Origin of the sequence: Faecalibacterium gallinarum, assembly GCF_022180365.1 — a bacterium.
Classification (GTDB): domain Bacteria; phylum Bacillota; class Clostridia; order Oscillospirales; family Ruminococcaceae; genus Faecalibacterium; species Faecalibacterium gallinarum.
This window is the reverse complement of the sequence record NZ_BQKV01000029.1, coordinates 13,315-29,088: the sequence shown is the minus strand read 5'-3', so window position 1 is coordinate 29,088 and position 15,774 is coordinate 13,315. Positions and strand designations below refer to the sequence as shown.

Below are 15,774 nucleotides of genomic sequence, written 5' to 3'. Positions count from 1 at the left end.
GTATTGTAACACGAAGCCGTGCGAATTACAAGGTCGTAATACGAATAATTTTTTCGTATTTAGTGTTGACAAGCAGTCTTGGATGGCTTATAATCAAAATACGAACTAATAATTCGTATACCAGCAATAAGGAGGTCATTCACATGGAGAAGAAAGTTTATGTCGAACTGCCGCCCTTCACTGGACGCAATGTCCCCATCACCGAGATTGCAGCCGCCATGCACAAGGATGCCCAGTATGTGCGCATTGGTTTGCAGCAGGGAATCCTGAAATTCGGTTATGCGATCAAGCTGGAGAACTCCAACGAGTACAACTACTACTGCCCCGACAGAAAGGTGTGGGAGGAAATTGGATACTTCCAGCCGGAAACCGCATAAAAAAGAGCCCTCATCCTGGCAGATGAGAACTCTTGGCGGACAGTACAAACGGCAGCTGCCGTGTGACTATCACTCAGCAAGGATATTATAACACGACAGCTGCCAAATTCAACAATTATTTAAGGAGGAACAGAATTTGACAGCTTTACCAGACAGCATCATACAAAACGGTCTGTTCTGCTGCTGGAAGTACGAGGAACGGAATGGGAGGAAAACGAAGGTGCCATACCAGCCGGAAACCGGTCTGGGAGCGAAAAGCAATGATCCTTCCAGCTTTGTACCTTATAAAACAGCAGTGCAGGCCAGCGGATATGATGGCATCGGAATTGGCATTTTCAACGGTATCTGTGCGATTGACCTGGACAACTGCGTTTCGGACAGCGGCTATTACACCCAGACCGCCGCAGAAATTGTGGCCTTAATGCACAGCTATACCGAGTACAGCCCCAGCGGCAACGGTTTGCACATCCTCTTTTCGGCAAAAGGCTTTCAGTATGACACCAAGCGATTCTATATTATGAACCATCAGGCCGGAATCGAGGTTTATGTGGCGGGAGCAACCAACAAATATGTCACCGTGACCGGAAACCGCTGTGAGGATTATGAGTATAGTGACCGGACCCAGGAGCTGCAAGTGTTACTGGACAAGTTCATGCGCAGGCCAGAGGTAGGCGCAGAAAATGCAATAAATGCAAAAAACTCTGATTTAAGCATGGAGCAGCTTCTGCAACTGGCAAAAAGCAGTAAGAATGGGGCAGCGTTCACAGCCCTTTGGAACGGTTCGTTGGAGGGATATTCGTCCCCATCAGAGGCAGATCTGGCACTGTGCAGTCATCTCGCCTTTTGGACAGGACGGGATGCTGCCAAGATGGACACTATGTTCCGGCAGTCGGGATTGATGCGGGATAAATGGGACCGGCAGCAATCCGGCACAACGTATGGTGCAATCACCATTCAGAAGGCAATCGAGCATTGCCGGGAGATTTACACTCCAAAAGCGGAGCCGTCACCAGTTTTTCAACCTATTGTTCCGCTGACGCCACAGTGGAGTGATCTGCCTGCTTTTCCGGTAGATGCTCTCCCGGATGTGATTCGGAATTATGTGAGTGCGGTAGCTGAACACAGTCAGACTGCCCCGGACATGGCAGCGGTGATCAGCCTGGGTGTGCTGGCAACCTGTTTACAAGGAAAATACAAGATAGAGGGAACGCCGGGATACTGTGAGCCTTTGAGCTTGTACACAGTGGTGATCGCCGCACCGGGGGAGCGAAAGTCCAGCGTCATGCGGGATATGACCACATTCCTTTATGAATACGAGCAGGAATATAACAAGGCGCACAGCATGGAAATACGGGAAAACCATTTGCAGAGGGAATCTATGGAGCGCCAGATCTCCGGTCTGCAAAAGAAGCTGGAGCGCAAGGAAAGCCGGGAAATGGAGTTGGAGCTGCGGCAGCTTCAGGAACAGCTGGAAGAAACTCCAGAACTAAAGCCGGTTCGCTTTTTTGCGGACGATTGTTCCAGTGAAGCTCTGACCAGCTTAATGGCGGCCAACAACGGAGTGTTCTCCGTGATCTCCACCGAGGGCGGTATCTTTGACATCATGGCCGGACGGTATTCCAACAAATCCAACATTGATGTCTGGCTGAAAGGCCATTGTGGAGATGCCATTTATGTGGACCGAATGACCCGTGAAGCAGAGTGCATCATGCACCCGGCACTGTCGGCTATCCTCTCTATTCAGCCCAGTGTGCTGGATGAAATCATGTCCAATACTACCATGACTGGGCGGGGCTTGATTGCCCGCTTCCTGTATGCGTCCCCACCGTCCAGAATTGGCAGCCGGGTCTTTCGTACCCAGCCGATCCCGCCCGAAGTAATCGCCGCTTACCGCAGCCTGATTTTTCGCCTGATGGCTCTGCCGATTGGTGGAGATGCCCAGACGGTACACCTTTCAGAAAAAGCCTTTGACCTGATGGCCGATTACTTTCAGGAACATGAGAAGTTTCTGGTTGGCGAGGGGCAGGCAATTTCCGATTGGGCAAGCAAATATATCGGTGCCGTACTCCGGATTGCAGGACTGTTGCACTGTGCTGATATGGAAGATGACAAAACAGAAGTGACAGCTTCTACGATGAGCAGGGCAATTCAGATTGGCAAATATTTTCTGGCTCATTCCACCTACGCCTATTCTATGATGGGTACTGACTTGAGCATCCAGAAAGCCAAATTTGTCTTGGCAAAGCTGAAAAAGAAGAATGTATCGGTGATCAAGCGTTCTGAGCTTTTTCAGATGTGCCGGGGAAAGTTTTTCAAGAAAACGGAGGAGATTTTTCCGACTTTGGAATTACTGGAGGGGCATGGATACATCCGGCTGGAAGAACCGGAACGCCAGTCGGTGGGCAGACCAGCCGATGTGAAAATCATTGTGAACCCCGCCACATGAAACCGCAATTTTCTGCATTTATTGCATTTCCTGCACAGAGTTGCACTCTGGTATCGCACCACCATCCCCATCGAAAAATCCGCAGATTTGGAGATGGATGGTTCGGGAGAATCCGGTGGATTTTCCCGAACCGTGGGCGGCAGGATTGCTTACAAGAGCAAGGATGCCGACCACACCTGACTTGCTGTGTGGATAGCACACACAAGCCAGGGATGCTCCCACAGGAGCCGCATCCCCCTCGGAGAGCCCACGATACTTTGCAGCCGCAGGATGAAAGTATCATAGTGGGTTATTACACTTCCGCAGGAAGTGCGCTCCGGCCCGCAGGCCGTACAAACGTGAAAGGAGCTCTATGGCGAGAAACGACGGGATTGACCGTACCAGTGCAAGAAACGTAAACCTGACTGCCGCCAAAATCGGAAATGCCCAGCGGCACAACGAACGAGAAAAAGAATCCTATACCAACCCAGATATTATACCGGAACGCACCCCTCAGAACATCCATTTTAAGAATCCTACCGCCGGATATGCAGAGATGTTTGCCCAGATGGAAAAAGACGGTGTAATCTCCACCCGTGGTCTGAAATCAGACGCCAACCTTTACGGGGAATTGATTTTTGATGTAAACTCCGCCTACTTCTATAACCATGGCGGGTATGAGTTTGCCAAGCGATTTTATGAGGACGCTTACAAGGCTGCCGTAGAGATCGTTGGCGGCGAACAGTATATTCTCTCTGCTGTTATGCACGCTGATGAGCGTAACCGGGCTATGTCCGAAGCACTGGGGCAGGATGTGTTCCACTATCATCTCCATGTGGTCTATGTTCCGGTTGTGGAGAAGCAGATTCTCTGGTCCAAGAGGTGCAAAGACAAATCACTTGTGGGAACCGTCAAGGAAACGATTATGCAGGTGAGCAGCAGCAAAAAATGGTTGTCCAAACCGGCATTGGACGAACAGGGAGCGCCTATTCTTCAGAAGAATGGTAAGCCGGTGTTGCGGAAGTCTTACAGCGTTCTCCAGGATGATTTCTTCCAAGCCATGCGCAATGCCGGATATTCTGATGTGGAGCGTGGAGAACGAGGAAGTTCTGAGGAACATTTGACCGTAACCCAGTTCAAGGTGGAACGGGAACAGGAGCGATTGGAACAACTCACCGCACAAACGCAGCAGAAAGAGCAACAGGCAGCTTCGCTGGAAAAGAAAATTGAGAATATTCAAAAACAGCAGATTGCCGTTCAGAAAGTGGAGCAAATAGAACCCCATGCCGTTCCGTTTTCCTCTAAAGTTATGTTGGAACGTTCTGAATATGAAAATCTGGCAGCTACGGCAAAGAAGTTCTATGTCCAGGAGCGCAAGGAATCCAAGCTACAAAAGGCTTTGGAAGCAGCGATGAAAGTGATAAGCGAGTTGAAAGCTAAGGTCGCCGCACTGACCGCAGAGCTGGCAGAGTATAAGTCCGTTCGTGGTCAGCTCAACACCGCAGGTTTAGAGCAGCAAAATGAACTTTTGCGGAATAAACTCCATCGTTACGAAACGGTGATAGAGCGAAATGGCCTGTGGAATTTATTCCGACCCAGCACAAAAACAAAAGATATCACAAGACAAGAAGAACGCCTGTAATATTTTCATTTGCCCTATTCGTATTTTGCGTACGGATAGGGCAAATTTTTGTTGTAGACAGCGCAGAAAAACGATGAATTTTGTTGATTTATCAATGCCGGATTGGTATAATTGTTCTATGTTATAGAATATAGAACAATTGTGGAAAGGAGGTGCCGAATTGCCTAACAAGGTGGCTGTGGATCAACAAGCCAAGGGCATGATAATCGAACTCGGTTTATTGATTCGTGATTGCCGTGGAACGCTCAGCCAATCCCAATTAGCCAAAAGGGTCGGTCTGCCCCGTTCTAACATGAAATATATAGAAGACGGTGTCAATGCCCCTACAGCGGAAGTCTATGACAAGCTGATCAAAGAGCTGAAACCAGATTTACAGGCACGCCAGCGTATGGATCGCCTGTATATGGCAATTCGGAAAGTGCCTCCGCCGGATATTTGCCGAACTATCACACAAAACAAGGATTTGGTAGATGCAATGCGAAAGCTGGAGGGCTGTAATCTGACCTCCGATCAGATCGAAAGTGTTGCTGCCCTGTTTGCGTCTTTTCAAGAGAATAGTGAAGGAGAACCCATAAAATGAGAGATAAGTATTTTTACGAAGTTATGTTTGATGATACGTCCATTGACGTAAGCAAGGAAGTTGGATTGGTCTGGTCCATTGCCAACTCTCTCCGTGGAGCTTATACCTCGGATAAATATAAGGACGTTATTATCCCCATGGTCATTATCCGCCGGTTTGAGTGCGCTTTGGAGGCTACCAAAGATGCAGTTGTGGCAAAGCACAAGCAGAACCCCAACCTCCCTGCTGCGCTCCTTTGCCAGGTTTCCAAGTACCCCTTTTACAACACCAGCGAGTTTACTCTTAAACGCCTTCTGGATGACAGCGACAGCATTGCGTCCAATCTTAAGTCTTACATTGAAGGCTTTTCCGCCAACATCCAGTTGATTCTAGAAAAACTGCTGAAATTCAGTACTCAGATCGACAAGATGGACAAGAGCAACCGTCTTTACAGCGTGGTTAAAAAGTTCTCCGATTTGGATTTGTACCCTGCCCATGTAGACAGCATGAAGATGGGCTACATTTTCGAGGATATTATCCGTCGTTTTTCTGAAAACGCCGAGGCCGGTGATCACTATACGCCCCGTGAAGTGATTCGTCTGATGGTCAATGTACTGCTGGCAGAGGGCTGCAATGATCTGCTGACCGATGAGGGCAAGATCGCAACCGTACTGGACGCTGCCTGTGGTTCGGGCGGTATGCTGTCCACTACCTATGATTTCCTGCGCCGCAAAAATCCCTATGTGGATGTGCGCTTGTTTGGACAGGAAATCAATCCCGAATCCTACGCCATTTGTCTGGCGGATATGCTCATCAAAGGCCAGGATGTGAAAAACATTATGGGTGATGAGGAAGCCAACACCCTGAAAACGGACTGCTTTCCGGATCAGAAGATGCGGCTGGTGATTATGAATCCCCCGTTTGGTACACCCTGGGGCGGCAAAGATGCACCGGAAGGACAAGAGAAGAAAGTCCGTGAGGAAAACAAGAAGGGCGGACGGTTTGAACATGGTCTGCCTGGAACGGGTGACGCCCAGCTGCTATTCATGCAGCACGCCATCAATAAGCTGGATGAGAAAAACGGGCGTGCAGCGATCATTACCAATGGCTCGCCTCTTTTCTCTGGCGGAACCACCAGCGGTGAAAGCCAAATTCGGCGCTGGATGCTGGAGGAAGATTTAATTGAAGCCATTATTGCCCTGCCTACCCAGCTTTTCTATAACACCGATATCGGCATTTATATCTTTATTCTGTCCCGCAATAAGCGCCCTGACCGCCGTGGAAAGGTGCAGCTGATCAATGCGGTGGATATGTGGAAGCCCCTTCGCAAATCTTTGGGCAAAAAACGTCGGGAAATTGACCGGGATAGCATGAAAAAAATCACCGAGCTGTACTCCAACTTTGAGGAAAACCAGTATTGCAAGATTTTCCCCAACGAGGAGTTTATGTACAAGGAGTATGCGGTCTATCAGCCGTTGCAGCGCCGGGGTGTGCTGGATGCGGAGAGCATCGAGCGGCTGCGGACCAGCAGTTACTTCACCAGTAACTCCAGCATTTTCAATGAGACGGATTTTGAGCAGTTGAAAGAGATGAACCCCCGCAGTGCTGCCGACGAGAAGAAATACCAGAAATATCTGGCGGGCCAGCAGTTTGTGACGGATGTGTTGACCATTCTGGAAGCCAACCGCTCTGACCGTGTGTTTATGGATTATGGCGAGTTTGAAAAGTATCTGAAATCCTTGTTGGTCAAGGTGGAGGGAATGTCTTCCAGCCGGTTGACTGGCATTGCCATGGTGCTGACGGTGATGGACAAAACCGCCGTAGTGCAGAAAGACCGCAAGGGCGAAATTGTCAAGGATACCACCACCAAGGACACTGAGATCATCAAACTCACCCAGGACCCGGAGAAATATTTTGAGGCGGAAGTATATCCCCATGTACCGGATGCTATCTGGGCCTATGAATTTGACCCGGAGAAAAAGGAAAGCGCTACCAATAAAGAAAAACTGGGCGCAGAGTTCCCGTTTACCCGATTTTTCTACGAGTACAAGGAGCCGGAAAAGGCGGATGATTTGCTGGCACAGTTTATGGAACTGGAAAAATCCCTCTCCGAAAAAATTGCAGCCTTGCAGGAAAGCGAGGGAGTATAATGCCTGGTTTAATAACTGAACGGAATTTCCCAACGAGTTGGACAATAAAAAGGTTCAAATATTGTGCTCAAATTTGTAACGGCGGTGAGTATTCTGACATCGAAGTTGAAGAAGGCGGTTATCCTGTAATTGGAAGCGGTGGCGAATTTGCAAGAGCAAGCAAGTTTAGCTATTGTGGAAAATCAGTTTTATTAGGCAGAAAGGGTACTGTGGATAAACCTCTATTTGTGGACGGCGCATTTTGGTGTGTTGATACAATGTTTTATACTAAAATCAAAGATTTTATGTATGAGAAATATTTGTATTATTGCGCTCTGTGTTTCCCTTTTGATTATTATGTAACCTCCACAGCATTGCCGTCTATGACACAAAGAGATTTGGGTTCACAAGAGATTGCTGTGCCCCCCAAAAAAGATCAGAAAGCTATCGCAGATTTTCTCGACAAAGAATGTGCCCAGATTGACAGTATTGCCGCAGATTTGGAAAAACAAATTGCTCTTTTGCAGCAATACAAAAAATCCCTGATTACCGAAATAGTAACCAAGGGGCTGGACAAGTCTGTGCCAATGAAGGACAGTGGGGTTGAGTGGATCGGGGAAATTCCTGTTGGATGGGAACTAAGTAGGATTAAATATTTGACAGATAATCATCATCCATATCCTATTGGTGATGGAGATCATGGAATGATTAAAGCTGATGACTATTTAACGGAAGGTATTCCGTATATTCGAGTATTAAATTTAACCTGGGGAAGCGGTCTAAATCTGGAGAATTTAGTTTTCATTTCTAAAGAGATGAATAGTCTAATAAAAAATAGCGAGTTAAAGCCTAATGACATTTTGATTGCAAAAACTGGAGCAACGATAGGAAAAACTGCGATTGTGCCTGATTCACTTCCCGTGAGTAACACCACTTCTCATGTTGGGAAAATCACTTTAGCAAATGTGCATGATGCAAAATACTTTTATTATGTGATGACTTCTTCGATTGTGCAAAAACAAATACAAGATATTTCTGCGATGCAAAGCACACGACCAGAACTTGGGATCGAGGGCTTAAAAAATTTGATTTTGACTGTTCCTCCATTCGATATACAACAACATATAGCAAGGTTTCTTGACGATCATTGTGCTAAAATCGACAGGGTATTACACGAAAAAGGCAAACAATTATCTGTAATCAAGCAGCACAAAAAATCTCTTATCTATGAATATGTCACCGGTAAAAAACGAGTGAAGGAGGTGCGATGAGATGGCTATCAAAGCAGGACAATTAAAAGAACGGGCAGATTATCAGGCATACATTCTGGAAATGCTGAAACAGGAAAACGGCTATCAGGTGCGCCCCTCTACCGCTTACGATCCCGGCTACGGCATGGATGTGGAACTGCTGTTCTCCTTTTTGGAAGCAACTCAGCCGGATGCATTGGCACGGCTGGAAAAACTCTATGGCGACAAGACCCGCCAGACCATCCTCAACTACATCAACAATGAGGTCAACAAGAAAAGCCGCAGCCTGCTGGATGTACTGAAGCACGGCGTGGAGTTTGACAACGGCGTCTCTCTAACCCTTATGTACCGCAAGCCCGCCACCACCTTCAACCAAAAAGCGGAGGCGCTGTATCAGCAGAATGTTCTCTCGGTGATGGAGGAAGTCTGGCACAAAGAGGGTGAGCGCATTGACCTTGTAATCTTCCTCAACGGCATTGCCATTTTCACCTTTGAGCTGAAATGCAACACCAGCGGACAGAATTATGAGGATGCGATCCGTCAGTATAAGTTTGATCGGGATTACAAGACCCGTCTGCTGAAATTCAAGGCGGGCTGCCTGGCTCACTTCGCCATGGACTTGAATGAAGTCTATATGTGCACCAATCTGAAAGGAAAATCTTCCTTTTTCCTGCCGTTCAATAAGGGCTGTGGTGTTGGAATTCACTCTGGTAAGGGCAACCCCCACAACGAAAACGGCATCAATGTTTCTTATATGTGGGAAGATATCCTCAAAAAAGATACAGTGCTGTATCTGATTGATAAAATCATTTTCCTGCAAAAAGAAACCAAGAAAGACCCGGATACCGGTAAGCGTGTCACCAAGGAAACGCTGATTTTCCCCCGGTATCACCAGTTCAATGCCGTGCGCAAACTGGTGGCAGATGTCGCAGAACACCATAGCGAGAAAAATTATCTGATTGAGCACTCGGCGGGCAGTGGCAAAACCAATACCATTGCATGGTTGGCCCACCGTCTTGCCTCCTTGCACGACAGGGAAAACAAAGTCATTTTTGATACGGTTTGCATCATCACTGATCGTATCGTGGTAGACCGTCAGCTTCAGAATGCCGTACTGTCACTGGAGCACAAGGCCGGTCTGATCAAGGTCATGGATGAAAAATGCACGTCCAAAGATCTTGCGGATGCCCTCAACGGCAATACAAAAATTATTGTGACTACCATCCACAAGTTCATGTACATTCAGGAACTTGTGCAGGAGCTGAAAAGCAAGACTTTTGCTGTGATCATCGACGAGGCGCATTCCTCTACCGCCGGAACTGCCATGGAAGCAGTGACGTATGCTCTTTCGGAGAGCAGAAAGCTGAGCGAGGCCACCCCTGTCGATATATCCGAAGAAGAAAAATCTATGGGCGATATTATCGAAGATGAGATTGCCCGCAGTGGAAAGCAACCCAATGTTTCCATGATCGCCTTTACCGCAACCCCGAAACCGACTACCTTACAGCTGTTCGGCTGCTTGAATGAAGAAGGAAAAAAGGTCGCTTTTGACCTATATTCTATGAAACAGGCGATTGAGGAAGGCTTTATTCTGGATGTGCTGCAAAATTATGTGACCTATAAGACTTATTTTGAAATTAATAAGGCTATTGAGGACGATCCAGAACTGGAAACGATTGCCGCAAAGCGTAAGATTGCCAAGTATATTGAACTGCACGATACAAACATCGCCCAGAAAGTGGAAATCATCATTGAGCACTTCAAAAACAGAATCATGCAGGAATTGGGCGGCAAAGCAAAGGCTATGGTCATTACTTCGTCGCGGCAGGCAGCAGTCAAATACCGGAACGAGTTTGAAACCTATATTTCCAAGCATGGGTACACGGGGATTCGCGCATTGGTGGCGTTTTCGGGTAAGGTCTCTCTTGACGGCCACGAATACACCGAAGCAGTGATGAACGGCATAAAGGAAGAAGATTTGCCGGAAGTGTTTGACAGCAACAGTTATCAGGTGTTGCTGGTGGCGAATAAGTATCAAACCGGCTTTGACCAGCCAAAGCTCTGCGCTATGTATGTGGACAAGCGCCTGCGGGGAGTCAATGCTGTGCAGACCCTTTCTCGCTTGAACCGTATTTGTGCGCCCTATGATAAGAAAACCTTTGTGCTGGATTTCAAAAATGAATATGAGGATATTCAAGCGTCCTTTGCCCCGTTCTATACCGAGACAATTCTGAACGAGACTATCACCCCTTCGGATATCCGGGCGGTGGAAGCTCAGGTGGATCAGTATAACTTTCTGGATATTGACGATATTGAGGAATTTAACGGATACCTGTATCAGGATAAACGAACATCTAAAGAAAAGGCTCGGATGTGGGCGCTACTGGATAAATCCCTGCAAATCATCAATCGCCACCCGGAACTGGAAAAGCTGGAAATTCGTGCAACGATCAAGCGTTTCTTGCGTTTTTACAGTTTCCTGATTCAGGCAACCTGTTTTGAAAGCGTGGATCTGCACAAGAAGTACAATTTCCTTTCATACCTAGTTAAAGAGATCGAAGTGGGCAGCGGTGGAAATGATTTTGATATTGCGGACAAAATCACGGCCTCTAATTTCCGTCAGAAAAAGACCGGGGAAAAAACACACGAGATTGAATCCAAGCCGGAGGTCAGCTTGCCGACACCCAATGAGGTCTTCATGGACGAAGCCGTGAAAAAGAAGCTGTCCGAGATCATTGACGAGATTAATGCAGCGTATAACAAGAACTTTGATGTTGACGTAGCTTCTAAGTCTGCATTGCAAATGAGGGACATTTTGCTGAAGAATGGACATCTGAGGGACAGTGCACGGAATAACTCGCTGAAAGATTTCCGCTTTGCCTATTTTGACGCTGTACAGGATGCTCTGATTGCCGGGTATGAGCAAAACCAGGACTTCTTTGCCCTTCTGCTTGATAACGACGAAAAGAAGCGGGAACTGATGCAGGTGTTCTTGGAGGATATTTATAAGCGACTAAGAGAGTGATAAGATAACATATATTATGCGTAAAGTATATATTAAAAATGTGATTAAATGGAGGTATTATCAATGTTAGAATATTCTGCTGTATGTTATAAGAATAGTTTTCTAAATCAAGTTATTGTCCGAGTTGATTTTGCTCAATTTATTCAGACAAATATGGTGTTTGATGAGAATATTGAAAAAGAAATACTGAAAATATTCCCTCGACGTGGGAAAGATCAAATTATTCGTTTTAATTCTATTAATGTAGTGTTTGACCAGAAAAACAATGGCCTACCAAATGCCAACGGTGAAATTATCGAAGGAATTCAGAGAGAGTATTTTACTAATGACGGTGGAAGCAAGTTGATCTTAACGAATAAGTTTATTATTTTTGAAATCAATAAGTATGTCAGCTTTGAACTGCACAAGCAATGGTTTCAGTCGATATTACTTGCACTTTTTCAAAAAAATAGAGTATCTGCGACTCGAACTGGTATTCGTTATATTAATATTTTTGACACATCCAAAATCAAACTGCAGAAAAAATATTTTACTTCAGAAATTGCTTCTTCTTTGTATGTAAGAATTGCAGAAGAACAAACACCTCGTCTAATAAGGTCAATGCATATGGCTGAATATCGTGTTGATGAAATGACTATGAATTTTAGATATGGAATGTTTAATCCGGAATATCCCAATTTCTTGAAGAAAAATGATTTTGCATTAGATTTCGATTTCTTTTCAAACGAGATTATTGATTCATCTGATGAAATTCTTCAAGTGCTTGATAAAGGTCACAACGAGATACAATCTATGTTTGAGCAGTCTATTACAGACTCACTACGTGAGGTGATGGACATTGAATAAGTATCTTGAGAGTATTGAGTCAATGGAGCAGGTTGGTACTGCTCCTTATAAACAAAGCCCACCTGATAGTGCAGTAGTATTAGAGATGAGTTCAGATACACCATCTATGACATATGCAGAACCTCCTGCATATGAAGAGATTATCCAAGATTCAGTTTCGTATACGGCACCACAAAAAGTAATTATAAGAAGATATAGGTTAAGGAAGTAAAAGGACATGGCAACTAAATCAAAAGCATTTCGAAGTAGGTCGACAGATCAAATTTGTCAAGGAGATATTTTTAAAAATGTAAAGTATAGTTATATCGATTCCGAAGACGGCGAAAGCGTAAATATTGTTGAGTATGAATTTCCGTTAGCACTTATAATTAGCCAAGCATGTGATGTTATTGCTATGGAAGATCTTACAGTTAAAAAGTGTGGTAAACCCGCAAAATTTATGCCTTCAATATTAATGTGCCCGATTTATGAGCAAAATGCTGCAAAATCAGGTCAGCATATCAAAGAAGCTTTTGAACAGCTGGCATTGAATTTTGAAAGCGAGAACACTTATCAAGGAGATGATTATAAAGTCGCAAAGAGAGATTGGCATTATAGAATTCATGCATTAACGGTTAATGTTGACGAAAAAGATGTAATAGAAAATGCAGTTATTGATTTTAAACATTATTTTACAGTTCCAATGACGTATCTTATTGCCCACAAAAAAGATCGAATCCTTCATTTGGATGATTTATTTGCGGAGCAAGTAACTCTTAAGTTTTCTACTTATTTAGCGAGAGTGGCAATTCCATAATAGACTGCAAGGCAAATAGTTAAGCTTAAGAGTCAGGTGCGAGTAGAAGTAATAAATCAGCCGAGCAGCATCCCACTGCCCGGCTGATTCACTTCATTTAGTTGCTGATTTATTCCTCCATGACCTCAAGCATCATTCTGGCACCCAGCTTAAAGCTGTTCTGGAACAGCAGGCACTCTGCCATGGTTTGATACTCACGAACAGCATCTGTGTATCGAGAGAACAGTTCTTTCTGTTCATCCGTCATAGTAGCCAGAAGCTTTTCCTCATTTCGGATAATCAGGCGAAGCACTTCTTTGTATTCCTTGCAAGCGTTTGTATCATATTCGATCGGTTCAATGTTGCCATACCAAAATTCTTCCAGAATTCTCATACGGCATCCTCCCCATAGATCAGCTCTTGGAGGATGATTTCCTCTGCACGATTGCGGATGTTATTCATGGCTCCGACCCATGCCATCTGATCCTGCGCTTTCAGCTGCTCATTGATACCCTCTTTCTCTGCCAGTTGTGTTACGAGCAGATGGAGTTTGTTGCGTGCCTGGGTGTCAATATCAGCCAGATAGCTGTGCAATCCTCCGCTGAGAACAAGATCGGAATAGAGCATGGGGCGATATTCTTTTAGGTATTGCTGGTGCTTTCTACCCCACATACCGATGGGGGCTATATCCGGTTCATTCAGCATTAAGCAGGGAATGTAGTAGTCTCCTTGGAGTTCATACCAAAGGCCGTTGCTTTGATCATAGATGTATTTTTCCATTATGCTGTCCTCCGTGTGTGAATTTAATTTTGAGGTGAAGACAAGAACAGCAACCAAGTTTCTTTCCCTACTGTTGTCCTGCGTCGCCCTGGGCAGCGATATGCAAGGCACACATAAGGAGCAAAACTTGTTTTTCGTGCGCTATGCACGGGGATGAAAATTAGAACATGATGTACGGAAAAACCGCAGTATTAAGCCAAAAATCAGGTGGAAAGCGAAGAAATCACCGGGTGTTTGGCAGGGTCAGCACCAGACCCTTGAAGTTCTGCAAGCGCTGATTTATTCAGAATCTTTTCGGAGCTCCCGGTTTTCCGGGGGCTCTTTTTTGCGCGGGGGCGGGGCGTTGATTTTTTCGTCGGATGCGGTATAATAAAAACCACAACCGAATAAAAACGGGAGCTTGTGTTACAGGCTGAGAGTAGGGTAGAACCCGAGACCGATCACCTGATTTGGATAATGCCAACGTAGGGAAAATCACTCCATTCGCATTGCTGCGGGGATTGTCCAGGGGGATGATCCCCGTTTTTTGTTGCCAAAACAAGGGAAAGGATGGAGATTTTGTCATGAGAGAGTATGCAACCCAGATGGAGGCCGCCAAAAAAGGAATCGTGACCCCCGAGATGGAGGCGGTGGCCGCCAAGGAGTACCGCACCCCGGAAGAGATCCGCCAGTGGGTGGCGGAGGGCCGGGTGGCCATCTGTGCCAACCGGCTCCACAAATGCCTGGACCCCAACGGGGTGGGCTCGATGCTGCGCACCAAGATCAACGTCAACCTGGGGGTCTCCCGGGATTGCAAGGACTATAACGTGGAGATGCAGAAGGTGATGGCCGCCGTGGAGATGGGCGCCGAGGCCATCATGGATCTTTCCTCCCACGGGGACACCCAGCCCTTCCGCCGGAAACTGACCGCCGAGTGCCCGGCCATGATCGGCACCGTGCCCATCTACGACAGCGTGATCCACTACCAGCGGGACCTGGCCACCCTGACCGCCCGGGATTTCATCGAGGTGATCCGCCTCCACGCTCAGGACGGCGTGGATTTTGTGACCCTCCACTGCGGCATCACCCGCCGGACCATCGACCAGATCCGGGCCCAGAAACGGAAGATGAACATCGTCTCCCGGGGCGGCTCCCTGGTCTTTGCCTGGATGAGCATGACCGGCCAGGAAAACCCCTTCTACGAGTATTTCGACGAGATCCTGGACATCTGCCGGGAGTACGATGTGACCATCTCTCTGGGGGACGCCTGCCGCCCCGGCTGCCTGGCGGATGCAAGCGACGTCTGCCAGATTGAGGAGCTGGTCCGGCTGGGCGAGCTGACCCGCCGGGCCTGGGCGAAGGACGTTCAGGTGATGGTGGAGGGCCCGGGCCATATGCCCATGGACCAGATCGAGGCCAATATGAAATTGCAGCAGTCCCTCTGCCACGGAGCGCCCTTCTATGTGCTGGGGCCCATTGTCACCGACATCGCCCCCGGGTATGACCACATCACCGCCGCCATCGGCGGAGCGATGGCCGCTGCGGCAGGCGCAGCTTTCCTGTGCTATGTGACCCCGGCGGAGCATCTGGCACTGCCCAATGTGGAGGACGTGAAACAGGGGATCATGGCCTCCCGGATCGCGGCCCACGCGGCGGATATCGCCAAAAAGGTCCCCCACGCCCGGGACGCAGACGACGCCATGGCCGACGCCCGCCGGACCTTTGACTGGGAAAAACAGTGGGAGTGCTCCCTCGACCCCGAGACGGCCCGGGCCATCCGTGCCTCCCGCGCCCCCGAGCAGGAGGACAGCTGTTCCATGTGCGGCAAGTTCTGCGCCGTCCGCAGCATGAACAAGGCCCTGAGCGGCGAGTACATTGATATCCTCTGAGCCTAAGCGGCCAGACACCCGAGCTCCCGGTTTTCCGGGGGCTCTTTTTTGCGCCGGGGGGAGAAAACCATTGCCCCCGGGGGAAAGGGCTGTTATAC

General features: G+C 47.3%; 13 protein-coding genes. 11 read left to right on the top strand and 2 right to left on the bottom strand.

The genetic code is table 11. The features are described from left to right. Positions 1-143: 143 nt before the first annotated feature. The 10 genes from JCM17207_RS04940 (at position 144) to JCM17207_RS04895 (ending at position 13,049) form a co-directional block, all read left to right on the top strand. Positions 144-377 (top strand): hypothetical protein, encoded by a 234-nt coding sequence (locus JCM17207_RS04940; RefSeq protein ID WP_033121804.1) that lies wholly within the window; start codon positions 144-146, stop codon positions 375-377. 136 nt (positions 378-513) lie between these two features. Next, positions 514-2,823 carry a phage NrS-1 polymerase family protein gene (locus tag JCM17207_RS04935; RefSeq protein WP_238316557.1) on the top strand — a complete coding sequence of 770 codons (2,310 nt, stop codon included), beginning with the start codon at positions 514-516 and terminating at the stop codon, positions 2,821-2,823. A 352-nt stretch (positions 2,824-3,175) separates the two neighbouring features. Next, entirely contained in the window at positions 3,176-4,444 is a 1,269-nt protein-coding gene (locus JCM17207_RS04930; RefSeq protein ID WP_238316556.1) for a plasmid recombination protein, read from the top strand. A gap of 160 nt (positions 4,445-4,604) precedes the next feature. Next, positions 4,605-5,024 carry a helix-turn-helix domain-containing protein gene (locus tag JCM17207_RS04925; protein WP_204897441.1) on the top strand — a complete coding sequence of 140 codons (420 nt, stop codon included), beginning with the start codon at positions 4,605-4,607 and terminating at the stop codon, positions 5,022-5,024. Next, complete coding sequence (locus JCM17207_RS04920; RefSeq protein ID WP_238316555.1) at positions 5,021-7,153, top strand: type I restriction-modification system subunit M; 2,133 nt, start codon at positions 5,021-5,023, stop codon at positions 7,151-7,153. The genes JCM17207_RS04925 and JCM17207_RS04920 overlap by 4 nt, the downstream gene beginning before the upstream one ends. Continuing rightward, a complete protein-coding gene (locus JCM17207_RS04915; RefSeq protein WP_238316554.1) occupies positions 7,153-8,403 on the top strand; it encodes a restriction endonuclease subunit S in 1,251 nt (416 codons plus the stop codon). The genes JCM17207_RS04920 and JCM17207_RS04915 overlap by 1 nt, the downstream gene beginning before the upstream one ends. Before the next feature lies 1 nt (position 8,404). Then, positions 8,405-11,407, top strand: a complete 3,003-nt coding sequence (locus tag JCM17207_RS04910) for a type I restriction endonuclease subunit R (RefSeq protein WP_238316553.1) — start codon at positions 8,405-8,407, stop codon at positions 11,405-11,407. A 63-nt stretch (positions 11,408-11,470) separates the two neighbouring features. Beyond that, positions 11,471-12,253, top strand: coding sequence for a TIGR04255 family protein (locus JCM17207_RS04905; protein ID WP_238316552.1), 783 nt, complete (start codon positions 11,471-11,473; stop codon positions 12,251-12,253). Continuing rightward, a complete protein-coding gene (locus tag JCM17207_RS04900; RefSeq protein WP_238316551.1) occupies positions 12,246-12,464 on the top strand; it encodes a hypothetical protein in 219 nt (72 codons plus the stop codon). The genes JCM17207_RS04905 and JCM17207_RS04900 overlap by 8 nt, the downstream gene beginning before the upstream one ends. 6 nt (positions 12,465-12,470) lie before the next feature. Next, entirely contained in the window at positions 12,471-13,049 is a 579-nt protein-coding gene (locus tag JCM17207_RS04895) for a hypothetical protein (protein ID WP_238316550.1), read from the top strand. A 109-nt stretch (positions 13,050-13,158) separates the two neighbouring features. On the opposite strand, the gene JCM17207_RS04890 is transcribed toward JCM17207_RS04895, so the two are convergent. Both JCM17207_RS04890 and JCM17207_RS04885 read right to left on the bottom strand, forming a co-directional pair. Continuing rightward, the gene (locus JCM17207_RS04890) at positions 13,159-13,422 is read right to left on the bottom strand and encodes a DUF6809 family protein (protein ID WP_238316549.1); all 264 of its coding nucleotides are present in this window, start codon (positions 13,420-13,422) and stop codon (positions 13,159-13,161) included. Then, entirely contained in the window at positions 13,419-13,808 is a 390-nt protein-coding gene (locus JCM17207_RS04885; RefSeq protein ID WP_238316548.1) for a TnpV protein, read from the bottom strand. Before JCM17207_RS04885 ends, JCM17207_RS04890 begins: the two co-directional genes overlap by 4 nt. Positions 13,809-14,371: 563 nt before the next feature. Between JCM17207_RS04885 and thiC the strand changes: the two genes are divergently transcribed. After that, positions 14,372-15,676, top strand: a complete 1,305-nt coding sequence (gene thiC, locus JCM17207_RS04880) for a phosphomethylpyrimidine synthase ThiC (protein WP_238316547.1) — start codon at positions 14,372-14,374, stop codon at positions 15,674-15,676. The last annotated feature ends 98 nt before the right edge of the window (positions 15,677-15,774 follow it).

What these genes read in the sequence shown, in the direction of transcription:
- JCM17207_RS04905 (WP_238316552.1), top strand. Translation starts at nt 11,471, where the DNA reads ATGTTAGAATATTCTGCTGTATGTTATAAGAATAGTTTTCTAAATCAA.
- JCM17207_RS04890 (WP_238316549.1), bottom strand. Translation starts at nt 13,422, where the DNA reads ATGAGAATTCTGGAAGAATTTTGGTATGGCAACATTGAACCGATCGAA.
- JCM17207_RS04920 (WP_238316555.1), top strand. Translation starts at nt 5,021, where the DNA reads ATGAGAGATAAGTATTTTTACGAAGTTATGTTTGATGATACGTCCATT.
- JCM17207_RS04910 (WP_238316553.1), top strand. Translation starts at nt 8,405, where the DNA reads ATGGCTATCAAAGCAGGACAATTAAAAGAACGGGCAGATTATCAGGCA.
- JCM17207_RS04930 (WP_238316556.1), top strand. Translation starts at nt 3,176, where the DNA reads ATGGCGAGAAACGACGGGATTGACCGTACCAGTGCAAGAAACGTAAAC.
- JCM17207_RS04885 (WP_238316548.1), bottom strand. Translation starts at nt 13,808, where the DNA reads ATGGAAAAATACATCTATGATCAAAGCAACGGCCTTTGGTATGAACTC.
- JCM17207_RS04940 (WP_033121804.1), top strand. Translation starts at nt 144, where the DNA reads ATGGAGAAGAAAGTTTATGTCGAACTGCCGCCCTTCACTGGACGCAAT.
- JCM17207_RS04915 (WP_238316554.1), top strand. Translation starts at nt 7,153, where the DNA reads ATGCCTGGTTTAATAACTGAACGGAATTTCCCAACGAGTTGGACAATA.
- JCM17207_RS04895 (WP_238316550.1), top strand. Translation starts at nt 12,471, where the DNA reads ATGGCAACTAAATCAAAAGCATTTCGAAGTAGGTCGACAGATCAAATT.
- thiC (WP_238316547.1), top strand. Translation starts at nt 14,372, where the DNA reads ATGAGAGAGTATGCAACCCAGATGGAGGCCGCCAAAAAAGGAATCGTG.